Annotated in this window: 14 protein-coding genes; 8 read left to right on the top strand and 6 right to left on the bottom strand. The window is 71.1% G+C overall.

From position 1 onward, the window contains the following. The first annotated feature begins 93 nt into the window (after window positions 1-93). A complete protein-coding gene (locus ACZ7DY_RS24795) occupies window positions 94-1,074 on the top strand; it encodes an ATP-binding protein (RefSeq protein ID WP_471138495.1) in 981 nt (326 codons plus the stop codon). Between the two features lie 15 nt (window positions 1,075-1,089). Here the strand turns inward: ACZ7DY_RS24795 and ACZ7DY_RS24790 are convergent, their stop codons facing one another. Continuing rightward, on the bottom strand, window positions 1,090-2,361 hold the full coding sequence (locus ACZ7DY_RS24790; protein ID WP_471138493.1) for a polysaccharide deacetylase family protein: 1,272 nt from the start codon (window positions 2,359-2,361) through the stop codon (window positions 1,090-1,092). A gap of 298 nt (window positions 2,362-2,659) precedes the next feature. Here ACZ7DY_RS24790 and ACZ7DY_RS24785 point away from each other — a divergent pair, with 298 nt between their 5' ends. The 6 genes from ACZ7DY_RS24785 (at window position 2,660) to ACZ7DY_RS24760 (ending at window position 10,527) form a co-directional block, all read left to right on the top strand. Further along, window positions 2,660-4,996 (top strand): bifunctional SulP family inorganic anion transporter/carbonic anhydrase, encoded by a 2,337-nt coding sequence (locus tag ACZ7DY_RS24785; RefSeq protein ID WP_471138491.1) that lies wholly within the window; start codon window positions 2,660-2,662, stop codon window positions 4,994-4,996. Window positions 4,997-5,145: 149 nt separating this feature from the next. After that, window positions 5,146-7,101, top strand: a complete 1,956-nt coding sequence (acs, locus tag ACZ7DY_RS24780) for an acetate--CoA ligase (protein WP_471138489.1) — start codon at window positions 5,146-5,148, stop codon at window positions 7,099-7,101. A gap of 229 nt (window positions 7,102-7,330) precedes the next feature. Beyond that, window positions 7,331-8,743 (top strand): Na+/H+ antiporter NhaA, encoded by a 1,413-nt coding sequence (gene nhaA / locus ACZ7DY_RS24775; RefSeq protein ID WP_471138487.1) that lies wholly within the window; start codon window positions 7,331-7,333, stop codon window positions 8,741-8,743. Between the two features lie 52 nt (window positions 8,744-8,795). After that, window positions 8,796-9,293 carry a phage holin family protein gene (locus ACZ7DY_RS24770; RefSeq protein ID WP_471138485.1) on the top strand — a complete coding sequence of 166 codons (498 nt, stop codon included), beginning with the start codon at window positions 8,796-8,798 and terminating at the stop codon, window positions 9,291-9,293. After that, window positions 9,290-10,231, top strand: a complete 942-nt coding sequence (locus ACZ7DY_RS24765) for an alpha/beta fold hydrolase (protein WP_471138483.1) — start codon at window positions 9,290-9,292, stop codon at window positions 10,229-10,231. The genes ACZ7DY_RS24770 and ACZ7DY_RS24765 overlap by 4 nt, the downstream gene beginning before the upstream one ends. Before the next feature lie 107 nt (window positions 10,232-10,338). Continuing rightward, window positions 10,339-10,527, top strand: coding sequence for a hypothetical protein (locus tag ACZ7DY_RS24760; RefSeq protein WP_471138481.1), 189 nt, complete (start codon window positions 10,339-10,341; stop codon window positions 10,525-10,527). A gap of 48 nt (window positions 10,528-10,575) precedes the next feature. On the opposite strand, the gene ACZ7DY_RS24755 is transcribed toward ACZ7DY_RS24760, so the two are convergent. From ACZ7DY_RS24755 to nth, 3 genes are all read right to left on the bottom strand, one after another. Further along, window positions 10,576-11,781: a MarP family serine protease gene (locus tag ACZ7DY_RS24755; RefSeq protein WP_471138479.1), complete on the bottom strand. Its 1,206-nt coding sequence runs from the start codon at window positions 11,779-11,781 to the stop codon at window positions 10,576-10,578. Window positions 11,782-11,830: 49 nt separating this feature from the next. After that, entirely contained in the window at window positions 11,831-12,631 is an 801-nt protein-coding gene (locus tag ACZ7DY_RS24750) for an NUDIX hydrolase (protein WP_471138476.1), read from the bottom strand. 65 nt (window positions 12,632-12,696) lie between these two features. Beyond that, complete coding sequence (nth, locus tag ACZ7DY_RS24745) at window positions 12,697-13,668, bottom strand: endonuclease III (RefSeq protein ID WP_471138474.1); 972 nt, start codon at window positions 13,666-13,668, stop codon at window positions 12,697-12,699. A 359-nt stretch (window positions 13,669-14,027) separates the two neighbouring features. On the opposite strand from nth, the gene ACZ7DY_RS24740 reads away from it, so the two are divergent. After that, window positions 14,028-14,702 carry a Crp/Fnr family transcriptional regulator gene (locus tag ACZ7DY_RS24740; RefSeq protein WP_016642758.1) on the top strand — a complete coding sequence of 225 codons (675 nt, stop codon included), beginning with the start codon at window positions 14,028-14,030 and terminating at the stop codon, window positions 14,700-14,702. 63 nt (window positions 14,703-14,765) lie between these two features. Here ACZ7DY_RS24740 and ACZ7DY_RS24735 read toward each other — a convergent pair whose 3' ends face one another. Then, window positions 14,766-15,596 (bottom strand): MBL fold metallo-hydrolase, encoded by an 831-nt coding sequence (locus tag ACZ7DY_RS24735; protein WP_471138472.1) that lies wholly within the window; start codon window positions 15,594-15,596, stop codon window positions 14,766-14,768. A gap of 308 nt (window positions 15,597-15,904) precedes the next feature. Then, window positions 15,905-16,771, bottom strand: coding sequence for an NUDIX hydrolase (locus ACZ7DY_RS24730; RefSeq protein WP_471138470.1), 867 nt, complete (start codon window positions 16,769-16,771; stop codon window positions 15,905-15,907). Between the last annotated feature and the right edge of the window lie 60 nt (window positions 16,772-16,831).

The following is a 16,831-nucleotide window of genomic DNA, read 5'->3' as shown; positions in this document are numbered from 1 at the left end:
CCCTACGTACTTCCCGGGCCCCTTCCCCGAAGGAGTGGTCTTCTTCACGCGCATCGGGCACACGCCGCACATGAGCCGCTACTCTTCGTGGTCATGAAAATCGCTTTCGTCGGGAAGGGCGGCAGCGGCAAGACCACGCTGTCCTCGCTCTTCATCCGCCACCTCGCCGCCGCCGGCGCCCCCGTCATCGCGGTGGACGCCGACATCAACCAGCACCTGGGTCCCGCCCTCGGCCTCGACGAGACGGTCGCCGCCGAGCTGCCCGCCCTGGGCGCGCGGCTGCCCCTGATCAAGGAGTACCTGCGGGGCTCCAACCCGCGGATCGCCTCCGCGGACACCATGATCAAGACGACGCCGCCGGGCGAGGGCTCCCGGCTGCTGCGGATCCGCGAGGACAACCCCGTCTACGACGCCTGCGCGCGCCCCGTGGAACTGGACGACGCCACCGTGCGTTTGATGGTCACCGGCCCCTTCACCGAAGCCGACCTCGGTGTCGCCTGCTACCACTCCAAGACGGGAGCGGTGGAGCTCTGCCTGAACCACCTCGTCGACGGCCGCGACGAGTACGCGGTCGTGGACATGACCGCCGGTTCGGACTCCTTCGCCTCCGGCATGTTCACCCGCTTCGACATGACGTTCCTGGTGGCCGAGCCCACCAGGAAGGGCGTCTCCGTCTACCGCCAGTACAAGGAGTACGCCCGGGACTTCGGCGTCAGCCTCGCCGTCGTCGGCAACAAGGTGCAGGGCCAGGACGACGTCGACTTCCTGCGCGAGCAGGTCGGCGACGACCTCCTGGTGACGGTCGGGCACTCGGACTGGGTGCGCGCCATGGAGAAGGGCCGCCCGCCGCGCTTCGAGTTCCTGGAGGACGAGAACCGCCGCTCCCTCCAGACGCTTCAGGACGCCGTCGACGCCTCGTACGCACGACGGGACTGGGAGCGGTACACGCGCCAGATGGTCCACTTCCACCTGAAGAACGCGCAGAGCTGGGGGAACGAACGCACCGGGGCCGACCTGGCTGCCCAGGTCGACCCCGATTTCGTGCTGCGCGAGCGCCTCACCGCTCCGGCGTGAGCGGACCCTCCGGTGCTACGGCTTGACCGCCGGCGCGCCCGGAACGCCCTTGGGGGCCGGTGCGGGCTGGGCGGAGAGGAACGCCGCCCAGCCTTCCTTCGGCGCCTTGCCGACAGGGAGCCGCGCCAGCTTCGCCAGGGTCTTCGGGTCCTGCGCGTCGAGCCAGTCGGCGAGCTGGCGGAAGGAGACGCAGCGCACGTGGCGCTTGGTGCACACCCGCTCCACGGTCTCCTCGACGGCCCGCATGTACGTGCCGCCGTTCCAGGACTCGAAGTGGTTGCCGATGATCAGCGGCGCGCGGTTGCCCTTGTAGGCGCGTTCGAAGCCCTGGAGCAGCCCGTCACGCATCTGGTCGCCCCAGTGGTCGTGCAGGGACGGGTCCCCCTGCGAGGTCGAACCGGACTGGTTGACCATGAAGTTGTAGTCCATGGTCAGCGTCTCGAACTTGCGGCCGGGGACCGGGACGAGCTGCATGGAGAGGTCCCACAGCCCCTCCTTCTTCTTGGGCCAGACCTGGTTGTTGACGCCGCTGGTGTCGTAGCGGAAGCCCAGCTCGCGGGCTGCCCGCATGAAGTTCTTGCGCCCCTCCAGGCAGGGGGTCCGGGCGCCGATCAGCTCCTTGTCGTAGTCGAACGGCAGGGACCGCGTCTTCTTCAGGCCGGTGTTCGTCTTCCACTTCTTCACGAAGGACTTGGCCTGCCTGATCTCGCTCTTCCAGTCCCCGACGGACCACTCGCCCACGCCGCGGCCCGCGCCGCAGAAGTGGCCGTTGAAGTGCGTGCCGACCTCGTTGCCCTCGAGCCAGGCGCCGCGGAGCTGGTCCACGGTGTCCTTGATCCCCTTGCGGTCGTTGAAGCCGATGTCCGAGCTGCCGGCCATGTGCTGCGGCGGCTTGTACAGGCTGCGCTTCGCCTCGGGGAGCATGTACACGCCGCTGAGGAAGTACGTCATCGTCGCGTTGTTCCGCTTGGCGACCTTGCGGAAGTGGGAGAACAGCTTCTGGCTGTCCTCGCCGGCCCCGTCCCACGAGAAGACCACGAACTGCGGCGGCTTCTCGCCCGGCTTCAGGCGGGCGGGCCGCGGCAGGTGGGGCTGCTTGCCGGTGAACGACGTGGAGCCGTCGCCGATCATGCGGACGGGGCTCTTCAGGGCGGGGGCTCCGGCCCCCTTCTTCGCGCCGTGGGCGCCCTTCTCGGCGCTGCCGCCGCTGTCGGCGCAGCCTGCCAGGGCCGCCGCACACACCCCCAGGGCGGTGAGGCTGGCGGTGATCCTCCGGGTGGCGGCCATCTTCCGCCCACCTACTTCCGTGCACGTCGGGACAGATCCGGACAGAACGTCGCACGGAGTTAAAAAATCCTATGAACCGACAAGCCGATGAAATTCCTTATTCACTCGTCCGAGTGGCGGCTTACCCCATTTGCCCGGAAAAGCTATGCACGCCCTTTACTCTGAATTACGATCCGTTTACCGAGAGTTGAGCAATCCCGCCGCTGCACGCCGTGACCCACGGCCGCGACCCGCCCTCCGGAGACCTCCGGAGGACCCCTAGTTCCGCGACCGCGCTGCCCCGGAGGAGACGGGAACCATGTCTGCCTGCGTCCCCACTCGCACCACCGACTCGGCTCACACGCCCCGCGCCAACAAGCCCCACGCCCCGCCGCCCGGCAAGAAGTTCCGCATCGCCGGCGCCGACCTCTCCGCGTCGGCCGCCGTCTTCCTGATCGCCCTGCCGCTCTCCCTGGGCATCGCCCTCGCCACCGGAGCACCGCTCCAGGCGGGCCTCGTCGCCGCAGCCGTCGGCGGCATCGTCGTCGGACTGCTCGGCGGCTCGCCGCTCCAGGTCAGCGGCCCCGCCGCCGGACTGACCGTCGTCACCGCCGACCTCATCCAGCAGTACGGCTGGCGGACCACCTGCGCCATCACCGTCCTCGCCGGCGTCGCCCAGATCGGCCTCGGCTGCCTGCGCGTGGCCCGCACGGCGCTCGCCGTCAGCCCCGCCGTCGTCCACGGCATGCTGGCCGGCATCGGCGTCACCATCGCCGTCGCCCAGCTGCACATCGTGCTCGGCGGCACCCCGCAGAGCTCCGTGCTCGACAACCTCCGCGCTCTGCCCGCCCAGTTGGCCGACCTCCACCCGGCGGCGGTGACGATCAGCGTCCTTACGCTGTCGGTCCTGCTGCTGTGGCCGCGGATCCCCGGCCGCCCCGGGCGCGTGGCCCGCGTCCTGCCCGCGGCCCTCGTCTCCGTCGCCGTCGCCACGGCCGTCGCCTCGCTCGGCGGACTCGGGGTGGACCGGGTCGACCTGCCGTCCTGGCGCAGTCACGCGCTGGCCGGGCTGCCGGAAGGGCCCGTGCTGGGGCTGATCGCCGCCGTCCTGACCACCACGCTGGTGTGCAGCGTGCAGTCGCTGCTCGGCGCCGTCGCCGTCGACAAGGTCGTCGCCGGCCGGCACGAGCTGCACCCGGGCGTGCGCCGCTCCGACCTCGACCGCGAGCTGCTCGGCCAGGGCACGGCGAACATCGTGTCCGGTTCGCTCGGCGGCCTGCCCGTCGCCGGGGTCGCCGTGCGCAGCATGGCCAATGTGCGCGCGGGCGCCGTCAGCAGGAACTCCACGATGCTGCACGGCGTTTGGGTGGTAGTGGCCGCGCTGCTCCTGGTCCCCGTCCTGGAGATGATCCCGCTCGCGGCCCTCGCCGCTCTCGTCATGGCCGTCGGCATCCAGATGGTCAGCCTGAACCACATCCGTACGATCACCCGCCACCGCGAGATCCTCGTCTACGCCGTCACCACCCTGGGCGTGGTCGTCTTCGGTGTCCTGGAGGGCGTGGCGCTCGGCGTGGCCGTCGCCGTCGCCGTCTCGCTGCACCGCCTCGCCCGTACCCGCATCACCCACTGCGAGGTGGACGGCGTCCACCACGTCCGGGTGCGCGGGCAGTTGACGTTCCTCGCGGTGCCGCGCCTCAGCCGGGCGCTTCACCTCGTCCCCCACCACGCCGACGCCGTCGTGGAGTTGGACGGCTCGTTCATGGACCATGCCGCCTACGAGTCGCTGCAGTGCTGGCAGGACGCGCACACGGCGCACGGCGGCAGCGTCGAGGTCACCGGCCGCGCCGGGACCCGTATCGCCGAACCCGCCGGTGCCGCGCACTCCTGCTGCAGGCCCTGGACGCCGTGGCGCAACCACCACTGCGACCGGCCGCAGGAGGAGCGGCGGGAAGGGCAGGAGGGGCGGGCCGGCAACCACCGACTGGCCAGCGGGATCAGCGCCTTCCAGCGGAACACGGCGCCGCATGTGCGCGGCGAGCTCGCCAGGCTCGCACGCGAGGGCCAGCAGCCCGACCAGCTCTTCTTGACCTGCGCGGACTCCCGGGTCGTCACCTCGATGATCACGTCGAGCGGACCCGGTGACCTGTTCGTCGTCCGCAATGTGGGCAATCTGGTGCCGCTGCCGGGCGCCGAGAGCGGGGACGACTCGGTCGGCGCCGCCATCGAGTACGCGGTCGACGTGCTCAAGGTGCGCTCCATCACCGTGTGCGGGCACTCCGGTTGCGGTGCCATGCAGGCGCTGCTCAACACGCCGCCCGGTGGCGCCCGGACCCCGCTCGGGCGGTGGCTGCGGCACGGATTGCCGAGCCTGGAGCGGATGGGCGCGCAGGACAGGGCGTGGGCGCGGCTCGCCGGCCGGGCGCCCGCCGACACGGTCGAGCAGTTGTGCCTCACCAATGTGGTCCAGCAGTTGGAGCACTTGAGGGCGCACGAGTCGGTGGCGCGCCGGCTTGCGGAGGGTGATCTCGAGTTGCACGGTATGTACTTCCACGTCGGCGAGGCGCAGGCCTATCTGCTGACGGAGGGCACCGGCCCCGAGCACCTGCCCGACGAGGTCTTCGACCAAGTGGCGCCCACGGCGCGGATCACGGTCTGAATCGGGGGCCGGATCGAGGACCTGCGGGAATGATCAGGTAAAGGTCTAAACCAATTTTCGGCAGACCCTTGTCACGACGAGTTGTCTCTGATGAGCTGTGGCTTCGGACACAACGGTCGCCCCCGGCAAAGCAGCGCAAGGGAGATGTCGTGAGCAATGAAAGCCTGGCCAACCTCTTGAAGGAGGAGCGTCGCTTCGCGCCGCCGGCGGAGCTGGCGGCCACCGCCAACGTCACGGCGGAGGCGTACGAGCAGGCCAAGGCTGACCGGCTCGGCTTCTGGGCCGAGCAGGCCCGCCGGCTGACCTGGGCCACGGAGCCGACCGAGACGCTCGACTGGTCGAACCCGCCGTTCGCCAAGTGGTTCGCCGACGGGAAGCTCAACGTCGCGTACAACTGCGTGGACCGCCACGTCGAGGCCGGCAACGGCGACCGCGTGGCGATCCACTTCGAGGGTGAGCCCGGCGACAGCCGGGCCATCACCTACGCCGAGCTGAAGGACGAGGTCGGCCGGGCCGCCAACGCCCTGACCGAGCTGGGCGTCCAGAAGGGCGACCGCGTCGCCGTCTACCTGCCGATGATCCCCGAGGCGGTCATCTCGATGCTGGCCTGCGCCCGCATCGGCGCCGCCCACTCGGTGGTCTTCGGCGGCTTCTCCGCGGACGCCATCGCGGCCCGCATCGACGACGCCGACGCCAAGGTCGTCATCACCGCGGACGGCGGCTACCGCCGGGGCAAGCCCTCCGCGCTCAAGCCCGCCGTCGACGAAGCCCTCACCCGCGTATCCGTGGAGAAGGTCCTCGTGGTGCGCCGCACCGGCCAGGACGTGGCGTGGACCGAGGGCCGCGACGTGTGGTGGCACGAGCTCACCCAGAAGCAGCCGGCCGAGCACACCCCCGAGGCCTTCGACGCGGAGCACCCGCTCTTCATCCTCTACACCTCGGGCACCACGGGTAAGCCGAAGGGCATCCTGCACACCTCCGGCGGCTACCTCACCCAGGCGGCCTACACCCACCACGCCGTCTTCGACCTCAAGCCCGAGACGGACGTGTACTGGTGCACGGCCGACATCGGCTGGGTCACCGGCCACTCGTACATCACGTACGGCCCGCTGGCCAACGGCGCGACGCAGGTCATGTACGAGGGCACCCCCGACACCCCGCACCAGGGCCGCTTCTGGGAGATCGTCCAGAAATACGGGGTGACGATCCTCTACACCGCCCCGACGGCGATCCGGACGTTCATGAAGTGGGGCGACGACATCCCCGCCAAGTTCGACCTCAGCAGCCTGCGGGTCCTCGGGTCGGTCGGTGAGCCGATCAACCCCGAGGCGTGGATGTGGTACCGCAAGAACATCGGCGGCGACAAGTGCCCCATCGTGGACACCTGGTGGCAGACCGAGACCGGCACGATGATGATCTCGCCGCTGCCGGGCGTGACCGAGACCAAGCCGGGCAGCGCCCAGCGCGCCCTGCCGGGCATCTCCGCCACGGTCGTCGACGACGAGGCGAACGAGGTGCCGAACGGCGGCGGCGGTTACCTCGTCCTGACCGAGCCGTGGCCGTCGATGCTGCGCACCATCTGGGGCGACGACCAGCGGTTCCTCGACACGTACTGGTCGCGTTTCGAGGGCAGGTACTTCGCCGGTGACGGGGCGAAGAAGGACGACGACGGCGACATCTGGCTGCTCGGCCGGGTAGACGACGTCATGCTCGTCTCCGGCCACAACATCTCCACCACCGAGGTCGAGTCGGCGCTCGTCTCGCACCCGGCGGTCGCCGAGGCGGCGGTCGTGGGCGCGGCGGACGAGACGACGGGCCAGGCCATCGTGGCGTTCGTGATCCTGCGGGGCACCGCGGACGCCGACGACGAGGGGCTCGTGGCGGAGCTGCGCAACCACGTGGGCACCACGCTCGGCCCGATCGCCAAGCCGAAGCGGGTCCTGCCGGTGGCCGAGCTGCCGAAGACGCGCTCCGGCAAGATCATGCGCCGTCTCCTCCGGGACGTCGCGGAGAACCGCGAGCTCGGTGACGTCACCACGCTCACCGACTCCTCCGTGATGGACCTCATCCAGTCGCGGCTCCCCTCGGCGCCGAGCGAGGACTGAGCACCGGCGAGCGACTGACGCACGGACATCGGAGGGGCCACTCGGCGACGCGCCGGGTGGCCCCTCTGTGCGTAAGGTGAAGATCACCGGATACGTCCGGGCGTACGTTAGGTAAGCTAAGGATCGCGTCAACAACGTGACAAGTTGACGCGACGAGAAGATCTGGGTGCGCCGGGAAGTCTGGTCGGCATGTGCTTTGCCCTGCCCACCCGACCGGAGGTCGACTCTCGTGACCGCGCCCGCCCCCATCGGCAACCGCCGCACCTTCCTCGGCCGTCTCACCCTCAGCGAGCGGAACTTCGTCGTCGAGGCCCTGCGCACCGAGACCGTCGGCGGTGTCCTGCTCCTCGTCGCCGCGGTCGCCGCCCTCATCTGGGCCAACACGGCCGGCGGCTCGTACGACTCTGTGCGCGACTTCCACCTGGGCCCCGGTTCGCTCGGCCTGAACCTCTCCGTCCAGCACTGGGCGGCCGACGGCCTGCTCGCCGTCTTCTTCTTCGTGGCCGGCATCGAACTCAAGCGTGAGCTGGTCGCGGGCGATCTGCGCGACCCCAAGGCGGCGGCGCTCCCGGTCATCGCGGCGCTCTGCGGCATGGCCGTACCCGCGCTCGTGTACTTCCTGACCAACCTCGCGGGCGGCGGCTCACTGGACGGCTGGGCCGTGCCGACCGCCACCGACATCGCCTTCGCACTGGCCGTCCTCGCGGTCATCGGCACCTCGCTGCCCTCGGCGCTCCGCGCCTTCCTGCTCACCCTCGCCGTCGTCGACGACCTCTTCGCGATCCTGATCATCGCGATCTTCTTCACCAGCGACCTGAACTTCGCGGCGCTCGGCGGTGCCGTCGTCGGCCTCGCGGTCTTCTGGCTGCTGCTCAGGAAGCGGGTGCGCGGCTGGTACATCTACGTCCCGCTGGCGCTCGTCATCTGGGGTCTGATGTACAACAGCGGCATCCACGCCACCATCGCGGGCGTCGCCATGGGCCTGATGCTGCGCTGCCACAAGGAGGGCGAGGGCGCCGAGAGCGAGGAGCACTCCCCCGGCGAGCACATCGAACATGTCGTACGTCCCGTCTCCGCGGGCCTGGCCGTGCCGCTGTTCGCCCTGTTCAGCGCGGGTGTCGTCGTCTCGGGCGGGGCGCTCGGCGATGTCTTCACCCAGCCGGAGACGCTCGGCGTCGTGCTCGGCCTGGTGGTCGGCAAGGCGGTCGGCATCTTCGGCGGCACCTGGCTCGCGGCCCGCTTCACCAGGGCCGAGCTCAACGACGACCTGGCCTGGCCCGACGTGTTCGCGGTCGCCTCGCTGGCCGGCATCGGCTTCACCGTCTCGCTGCTCATCGGCGAACTCGCCTTCACCGAGGACCCGCTGCTCACCGACGAGATCAAGGCGGCCGTCCTGACGGGCTCGCTCATCGCGGCGGTCTTCTCCGGCATCCTCCTCAAGGTGCGCAACGCCAAGTACCGCAAGATGTGTGAGGACGAGGAGCGCGACGACGACTTCGACGGCATCCCCGACATCTACGAGATGGACAACCCGGAGTACCACCTGCGGATGGCCGCCATCCATGAGAAAAAGGCCGCGGAGCATCGCAGGCTTGCCGAAGTCTCGGGTGGGGAACGCAAGGACGGCAACGGTCCGGCATGATCTGAGCAGACATATCTCAGAAGAGATCAGAAGAGATAAAGGGGAGAACGCGATGAGCTCACCCGACGGCCCCGTCGGCGCCGAGCGCAGCCTCGGCCAACTGGTCGCCTCGGCGACCGGCGAGATGTCCGCGCTGGTGCACGACGAGATCGCGCTGGCCAAGGCCCAGCTGCGGCAGGACGTCAAGCGCGGGGCGGTCGGCGGCGCCGCCTTCGCCGCGGCCGGCACGGTCCTCATCTTCTCGTTGCCGATGCTGAGCTTCGCGCTCGCCTACGGCATCCGCACCTGGAGCGGCTGGAACCTCGCGATCTGCTTCGTGCTGTCCTTCGCCGCCAATGTGGTGGTGGCCGGGGTGCTCGCGCTGATCGGCGTCGTCTTCGCGAAGAAGGCGAAGCAGGGCAAGGGCCCGCAGAAGGTCGCCGCTTCGGCCAAGGAGACGGCGGCCGTACTGGGGAACGTCAAGCCGCATCCCCGCTCGGCCAGCCCCGCGGGTGTCGTCGAGGTCCGGGTCGGTGAGACGGGAGCGACTGTGGCACGCTCGTCCTCATGACGGACCCCGCCACTCCATCGGCCCAGCCCTCCCCCTCAGTCGTACGCATCGAGGGGCCCTGGACCCACCGGGACGTGGCCGCCAACGGGGCGCGCTTCCACATCGCCGAGATGGGTGAAGGACCACTGGTCCTGCTCCTGCACGGCTTCCCGCAGTTCTGGTGGTCGTGGCGGCACCAGATGGTGGCGCTCGCCGACGCGGGTTTCCGGGCCGTCGCGATGGACCTGCGGGGCGTGGGCGGCAGCGACCGCACCCCCCGCGGCTACGACCCGGCCAACCTCGCGCTCGACATCACCGGGGTGGTGCGCTCCCTCGGCGAGCCGGACGCCGCGCTCGTCGGCCACGACCTGGGCGGGTACCTGGCCTGGACGGCGGCCGTGATGCGGCCCAAGCTGGTGCGCCGCCTCGCCGTCTCCTCCATGCCGCATCCGCGGCGCTGGCGCTCGGCGATGCTGGCCGACCGCAGGCAGACGGCCGCCGCGTCGTACGTGTGGGGCTTCCAGCGCCCCTGGGTGCCGGAGCGTCAACTGGTCGCGGACGACGGTGCCCTGGTGGGCCGTCTGGTGCGCGACTGGTCCGGGCCGCGCCTGCCGGACGACGACGCGGTGGAGACGTACCGGCGGGCCATGTGCATCCCCTCGACGGCGCACTGTTCGATCGAGCCGTACCGCTGGATGGTGCGGTCGATGGCGCGCCCCGACGGCATCCAGTTCAACCGGCGGATGAAGCGGCCGGTCCGGGTGCCCACGCTCCATCTGCACGGATCGATGGATCCCGTGATGCGGACGCGGAGTGCGGCGGGGTCGGGCGAGTACGTCGAAGCGCCGTACCGCTGGCGGCTGTTCGACGGGCTCGGCCACTTCCCGCACGAGGAGGACCCGGTGGCGTTCTCGACCGAGCTGGTGAACTGGCTGAAGGATCCCGAGCCCGACCGGTGAGGGCCCGGGGGAACACCTGTCCTTCGAACGCCAATTGCCTCGCGCATAGGCCAATTGGGGTCCTCCGGCGCGGTTACCGACCATGAGGCCCGGGCACACGTCGGGGTATGGGCTGGACGCACGACTACAGTGACGTAGCACGCAATCGCCGCTCGGCCACAGCGCTGAAGAGCCATGAGAGGGGCGGGCCACAGGAGCAGAGCCACCACGGCCCCCCGCAAGCCATGGGCATTCCCCGCATCCTCCGCCGGAGGGCCCGCTGGGTCTCCGCGCGGCTGCGGCACACGCGCGCCTGACCCCGCCGGCCCCCGGCTCTCCCGGCCGCCGTCTTCGGCCCACCGCCCCTAGAGCGCGCAGCCCTGGCTGTCGACCTCTTGGTTGGCGGTGCGGCCCCGCTCGATGTCCTCGCGCACCTCGTCCGCGGTGAGCGCATAGCCGGTGTGCGGGTCGTCGAGAGACTTGGCGAAGACCACGCCGTAGACCTTGCCGTCCGGGGTGAGCAGCGGGCCGCCCGAGTTGCCCTGACGCACGGTCGCATACAGCGAGTACACGTCACGGTGGACGGTGCCCCGGTGGTAGATGTCCGGGCCGTTGGCCGTGATGCGGCCGCGCACGCGCGCGGGGCGGACGTCGTAGGGCCCGTCCTCCGGGAAGCCCGCGACGATGGCGCCGGCCCCGCTGGGCGCGTCCTTGGCGGTGAACCGCAGGGGCGGTGCCTTCAGCGTGGGCACGTCCAGTACGGCGATGTCGCGCTCCCAGTCGTAGAGGACGACCTTCGCGTCGTACGTCTGGTTCTGATCGCCTATCTGGACCGTCGGCTCGTCCACGCCGCCGACCACGTGCGCGTTGGTCATCACACGGCGGTCGGCGAAGACGAAACCGGTGCCTTCGAGGACCTTGCCGCAGCTGGGGGCCTCGCCGCGGACCTTCACGATGGAGCGCTTGGCGGCCGTGGCCACCTTGCTCTTGGCGAGCCTGGCGTCCGGCGGCTGGACCTCCTTGATGGGCTCGTTCGAGAACGGGCTGAAGACCTGCGGGAAGCCGTTCTGCGCGAGGACCGAGGAGAAGTCCGCGAACCAGGTGTCGGCCTGGCCTGGCAGCGCGCGCGAGACCCCCAGGAGCACCTTGGAGTTGCGCACTTCCTTGCCGAGGGTCGGCAGGGTCGTGCCCGCGAGGGCGGAGCCGATCAGCCAGGCGACGAGGAGCATCGCCACCACATTGACCAGCGCGCCGCCGGTCGCGTCCAGGGCGCGGGCCGGCTGCCAGGTGATGTGCCGGCGCAGCTTGTTGCCGAGGTGCGTGGTGAAGGCCTGCCCCACCGACGCGCAGACGATCACGATGACGACGGCGACCACCGCCGCGGTCGTACTCACCTCTGCCGCGTCGTCGTCCGTGAGGGCGTCCCAGACGATCGGCAGGAGATAGACGGCGACGAGGCCACCGCCCAGGAACCCGATCACCGACAGGATGCCGACCACGAAGCCCTGGCGGTACCCCACGACCGCGAACCAGACGGCGGCGAGCAGCAGCAGGAGGTCCAGCACGTTCACCGATTCAATCCTCGCCTCGCGTCGCGGTCGCCCGTTCCACGCAACCTTGTCATGCGCGCCAGTCGAGTGGGACCTGCCTACCCCGGTCCCAGGGGCGCTCCCAGCCCGCGAAGTGCAGGATTCTATCGATCACGCCCGCCGTGAAACCCCAGACCAGAGCGGACTCGACGAGAAACGCGGGGCCGCGGTGGCCGCTCGGGTGCATCGCCGTCGCACGGTTCGCCGGGTCCGTGAGATCGGCCACGGGGACCGTGAAGACCCGGGCGGTCTCGTTCGGATCGACGACGCCCACCGGGGTCGGGGTGCGCCACCAGCCGAGCACCGGGGTCACGACGAAGTCGCTCACCGGGATGAAGAGGCGGGGCAGCTCGGCGAAGAGCTGGACGCCGCGGGGGTCGAGTCCCGTCTCCTCCTCGGCCTCGCGCAGAGCGGCCCGCAGCGGGCCCTCTCCCTGCGGGTCGCCGTCCGCGGGGTCGAGTGCGCCGCCGGGGAAGGACGGCTGCCCCGGATGCGACCGGAGGGACCCGGCGCGCTCCATCAGCAGTATCTCGGGGCCCTTTTCGCCCTCTCCGAAGAGGATGAGTACGGCGGACTGGCGTCCTGCGCCGTCCTTCGGGGGCAGGAAGCGGCTCAGCTGGAGCGGCTCGACGGTCCGCGCGGCGTGCACGACGGGGTCGAGCCAGGAGGGCAGCCCGGCGGTGCTGAGCAGGGGGTGGCCGGCCCGGTCGCCCGGGGCGGCGCCGCCCGCGCCGGACGCGGTGCCGCCGCCGCTCGTGTCGTCCGCCGTCGTGTCCGTCGTCCTGTCCGTCGTGCTGCCCGCCGTGTTCGTCGTATCGCTCGCGTGCGTCATCGGCACCCCCGTCCGTCTCAGGACAACGCTCTCTGCCCTTGGGTTCGTTCCGTCCCTCGCCGGTGTCACCCCGCGGCGAGCGGCGGCGCCGGCTTGCCCGGATAGTCCGACGGCGGCTTGAGGCGCTGGCCGGGGAAGCCGCCCATCTCGTACTTCAGCAGCTTCTTCGCCTTCTCCGGATCGGTCTCGCCCTCCCCGTACGACGGGCAGAGCGGGGCGATCGGGCAGGCGCCGCAGGCGGGCTTGCGGGAGTGGCAGATCCGGCGCCCGTGGAAGATCACGCGGTGCGAGAGCATCGTCCACTCGCTCTTCGGGAAGAGCGCGGCGACGGCCGCCTCGACCTTCACCGGGTCCGTCTCCTCGGTCCACTTCCAGCGGCGGACCAGGCGGCCGAAGTGCGTGTCCACGGTGAGGCCGGGCACTCCGAAGGCATTGCCCAGCACGACGAACGCGGTCTTGCGGCCCACGCCGGGCAGCTTGACGAGGTCGTCGAGACGGCCCGGCACCTCGCCGCCGAAGTCGTCCCGCAGCACCTTGGCCAGACCCATGATCGACTTGGTCTTCGCCCGGAAGAACCCGGTGGGCCTGATCAGCTCCTCGACCTCCTCGGGGACGGCCGCGGCCAGGTCCTCCGGGGTCGGGTACTTGGCGAAGAGGCGCGGGGTGGTCTGGTTCACGCGCAGGTCGGTGGTCTGGGCGGAGAGGACCGTGGCGATCAGGAGCTCGAACGGGTTCTCGAAGTCGAGCTCCGGGTGGGCGTACGAATACACCTCGGCGAGCTCGCGGTTGATGCGCCGGGCGCGACGGACCAGAGCGGTGTGGGACTCCGCCCGGGCGGCGGGGGTCTTCTTGGCCGAGGCCTTCTTCGCCGGGGTCTTGGCGGCGGGGGTCGCTTTGGTGGCCGGCTTGGTCGCGGCGGTCTTCGTGGCGGCGGTCTTCTTGGCGGCAGCCTTCTTCACCGGGGCCTTCTTCGCCGGGAGCTCGTCCCTCGGGGCCGTCGTCGCCGCCGTGGTGGTCTTCGTCTTCTTCGCGTTCACAGGGCCGACCTCATCGCCGGGGACGTCAGGGAAGCTGTCCGTTTTGCCGCTTTCTCAGGGATGCCGGACGCATGTTCGCCCACAGCGGAATTGTGGGGAGCGGCCACCTGCCCGGCCCCCACGGCCTGTGCTCTCACCGGCTTTTTGGACACCCGGCCAGCCTAGAGCCCGCCACTGACATTCGTCCTTGACCCCATGGATCGGCCCCCAATTGGCCCCCTCCCGCACAGCTGAGGACGCGGGTGCGGCAGACTTGTGACTGATCACACTGTTTGGACCGTCCGGCAAAATGGGGAACACGGACCCCTGATATGCGGGGGAATCAAGATCCCCTGAGCAGGTCGACAAGGAGAGAACTCGTGGACGACGTTCTGCGGCGCGCCCCGCTCTTCGCGGCGCTCGATGACGAGCAGGCCGCGGAGCTCCGCGCCTCCATGAGTGAGGTGACGCTCGCGCGCGGGGATGCTCTTTTCCATGAGGGCGACCCCGGAGACCGCCTGTACGTGGTCACCGAGGGCAAGGTGAAGCTCCACCGCACCTCGCCCGACGGCCGCGAGAACATGCTCGCGGTGCTCGGCCCCGGCGAGCTGATCGGTGAGCTCTCGCTCTTCGACCCGGGACCGCGGACCGCCACGGCGTCCGCCCTCACCGAGGTCAAGCTGCTCGGCCTCGGCCACGGCGACCTCCAGCCCTGGCTGAACGCCCGGCCCGAGGTGGCCGCCGCGCTGCTGCGCGCCGTCGCCCGCCGGCTGCGCAAGACCAACGACCAGATGTCCGACCTGGTCTTCTCCGACGTGCCGGGCCGGGTCGCCCGCGCGCTCCTCGACCTGTCGCGCCGCTTCGGCGTGCAGTCCGAGGAGGGCATCCACGTCGTGCACGACCTCACGCAGGAAGAGCTCGCCCAGCTGGTCGGCGCCTCCCGCGAGACGGTCAACAAGGCGCTCGCGGACTTCGCGGGCCGCGGCTGGCTCCGCCTGGAGGCCCGCGCCGTGATCCTGCTGGACGTGGAGCGGCTGGCCAAGCGGTCGCGCTGACGCCGTGTCCGTACGCCGATGGGCCCCGCCTCCCGGGAGGCGGGGCCCATCGGCGTTCCCGCGTCAGATCAGGCCGTGCTCCCGCAGGTAGTCCAGCTGCGCCCGGACGGAGAGCTCCGCGGCAGGCCACAGGGAGCGGTCCACGTCGGCGTAGACGTGCGCGACGACGTCCGCGGCCTCCACGTGGCCGTTCTCCACGGCCGTCTCGACCTGGGCGAGGCGGTTGGCGCGGTGCGCGAGGTAGAACTCCACGGCGCCCTGCGCGTCCTCCAGGACCGGCCCGTGGCCCGGCAGGACCGTGTGGACGCCGTCGTCGACCGTCAGGGAGCGCAGGCGGCGCAGGGAGTCCAGGTAGTCGCCGAGGCGGCCGTCCGGGTGCGCCACGACCGTGGTGCCGCGGCCGAGGACCGTGTCCCCCGTCAGGACCGCCCGGTCGGCGGGAAGGTGGAAGCAGAGCGAGTCAGCGGTGTGGCCGGGGGTGGGGACGACGCGCATCTCCAGGCCGCCGGTGGTGATCACGTCGCCCGCCGCCAGGCCCTCGTCGCCCAGGCGCAGGGCGGGGTCAAGGGCCCGGACGTGGGTACGGGTCAGCTCCGCGAAACGGGCCGCCCCCTCCGCGTGGTCGGGGTGGCCGTGGGTGAGGAGCGTCAGCGCGACGCGCTTGCCGGCCTTCTCGGCGGTCTCGATGACGCGGCTGAGGTGGGCGTCGTCCAGCGGGCCCGGGTCGACGACCACCGCGAGCGGTGAGTCCGGCTCGGCGACGATCCAGGTGTTGGTGCCGTCCAGGGTCATCGCGGAGGGGTTGGGCGCGAGGACGTTGACCGCGCGGGCGGTGGCGGGGCCGCTGAGGACTCCGCCGCGCGGCTGGCCGGGGAGGGCGGCGGCATCGGTCATGCGGGGGTGACTCCTGTCTGGGCGGGGGCGGGGCGTGTGCGGCTTTGCTTGGGCCGGAGGGCGCCTCGGGTTCGGGTCGGTTGTGGGTACGGGTACGGGTGCGGGTGCGGGGTCACGGGGGCGGGTACGGGCCCGCGAGGCACGTGCCGGGCCGCAGGCGCGTGTGCGTACGTACCCGCCGTCCCTGCGTCACGCCGTGCGGACGGAGACGGCACACTGCGCCCTGCGCTCCGTGCGCGCGTATCCCCACGTCCCCTCCCGTCCCGGACGCGACGGCCGGCCGCCGGGAGGTCGCCGTCGGGCCGTCCTCACGGGTGCTGCGCGCCCACGCGCTTCGTGAACTCGTCGTGGCCGGGCCAGGAAAGGACCAGCTCGTCGCCCTCCAGGCGGGCCTGGGCCAGTACCGGGGTCATGTCCTGGGAGGGGGCCGCCTCCAGGGCCGCACGGGGGGACTCGTGTGCCGCGAGGGCCCGCAGGGTCGCGATGGTGGGCGGCATCATCAGGAGTTCGCCCCTGTCGTAGCGGGCGGCGGCCTCGGCGGGGTGGATCCAGACCGTGCGGTCGGCCTCCGTGGAGGCGTTGCGGGTGCGCTGGCCATCCGGGAGCGCGGCCACGAAGAAGAACGTGTCGTAGCGCCGCGGCTCGAACTCGGGGGTGATCCAGCGGGCCCACGCGGCGAGGAGGTCGCTGCGCAGATACAGGCCCCGGCGGTCCAGGAACTGCGCGAAGGAGAGGTCGCGGGCGACCAGCGCCTCGCGGTCGGACTCCCAGTCGTCGCCCGTGGTGTCGCCGACGACCGTCTGCGGGGACGGCCCGGCGAGCAGCACGCCCGATTCCTCGTACGTCTCGCGGACCGCCGCGCAGACGACGGCCTGGGCTGCGGCCTCGTCGTCGACGCCGAGGCGGGCCGCCCAGGACGCGCGCGCGGGGCCGGCCCAGCGCACCAGGTGGTCGTCGTCGCGCGGGTCGACGCCGCCGCCCGGATACGCGTACGCGCCCCCGGCGAAGGCCATGGAGGCGCGTCTGCGCAGCATGTGTACTTCCGGCCCGCCGGAACCGTCCCTGAGCAGCATGACGGTGGCGGCGCGACGAGGGGTCGCAGGCGTCAGCTCGCCGCTCGCGAGGGCGCGGATGCGGTCCGGCCACTCCGGGGGGTACCACTGCCCATTAGCCATGGGCGGAGGCTATCTGCTGGTGCGCTGATGTTCGAGAGGCAACCACCGGTGCCCACAGGG

Source organism: Streptomyces sp. NPDC037013 (assembly GCF_055607265.1).
Note: the sequence above shows the minus strand (reverse complement) of the source record. Positions and strands in the feature narration are given on the sequence as shown.

What these genes read in the sequence shown, in the direction of transcription:
- ACZ7DY_RS24795 (WP_471138495.1), top strand. Translation starts at nt 94, where the DNA reads ATGAAAATCGCTTTCGTCGGGAAGGGCGGCAGCGGCAAGACCACGCTG.
- ACZ7DY_RS24790 (WP_471138493.1), bottom strand. Translation starts at nt 2,361, where the DNA reads ATGGCCGCCACCCGGAGGATCACCGCCAGCCTCACCGCCCTGGGGGTG.
- ACZ7DY_RS24785 (WP_471138491.1), top strand. Translation starts at nt 2,660, where the DNA reads ATGTCTGCCTGCGTCCCCACTCGCACCACCGACTCGGCTCACACGCCC.
- ACZ7DY_RS24770 (WP_471138485.1), top strand. Translation starts at nt 8,796, where the DNA reads ATGAGCTCACCCGACGGCCCCGTCGGCGCCGAGCGCAGCCTCGGCCAA.
- ACZ7DY_RS24765 (WP_471138483.1), top strand. Translation starts at nt 9,290, where the DNA reads ATGACGGACCCCGCCACTCCATCGGCCCAGCCCTCCCCCTCAGTCGTA.
- ACZ7DY_RS24760 (WP_471138481.1), top strand. Translation starts at nt 10,339, where the DNA reads ATGGGCTGGACGCACGACTACAGTGACGTAGCACGCAATCGCCGCTCG.
- ACZ7DY_RS24750 (WP_471138476.1), bottom strand. Translation starts at nt 12,631, where the DNA reads ATGACGCACGCGAGCGATACGACGAACACGGCGGGCAGCACGACGGAC.
- ACZ7DY_RS24735 (WP_471138472.1), bottom strand. Translation starts at nt 15,596, where the DNA reads ATGACCGATGCCGCCGCCCTCCCCGGCCAGCCGCGCGGCGGAGTCCTC.
- ACZ7DY_RS24730 (WP_471138470.1), bottom strand. Translation starts at nt 16,771, where the DNA reads ATGGCTAATGGGCAGTGGTACCCCCCGGAGTGGCCGGACCGCATCCGC.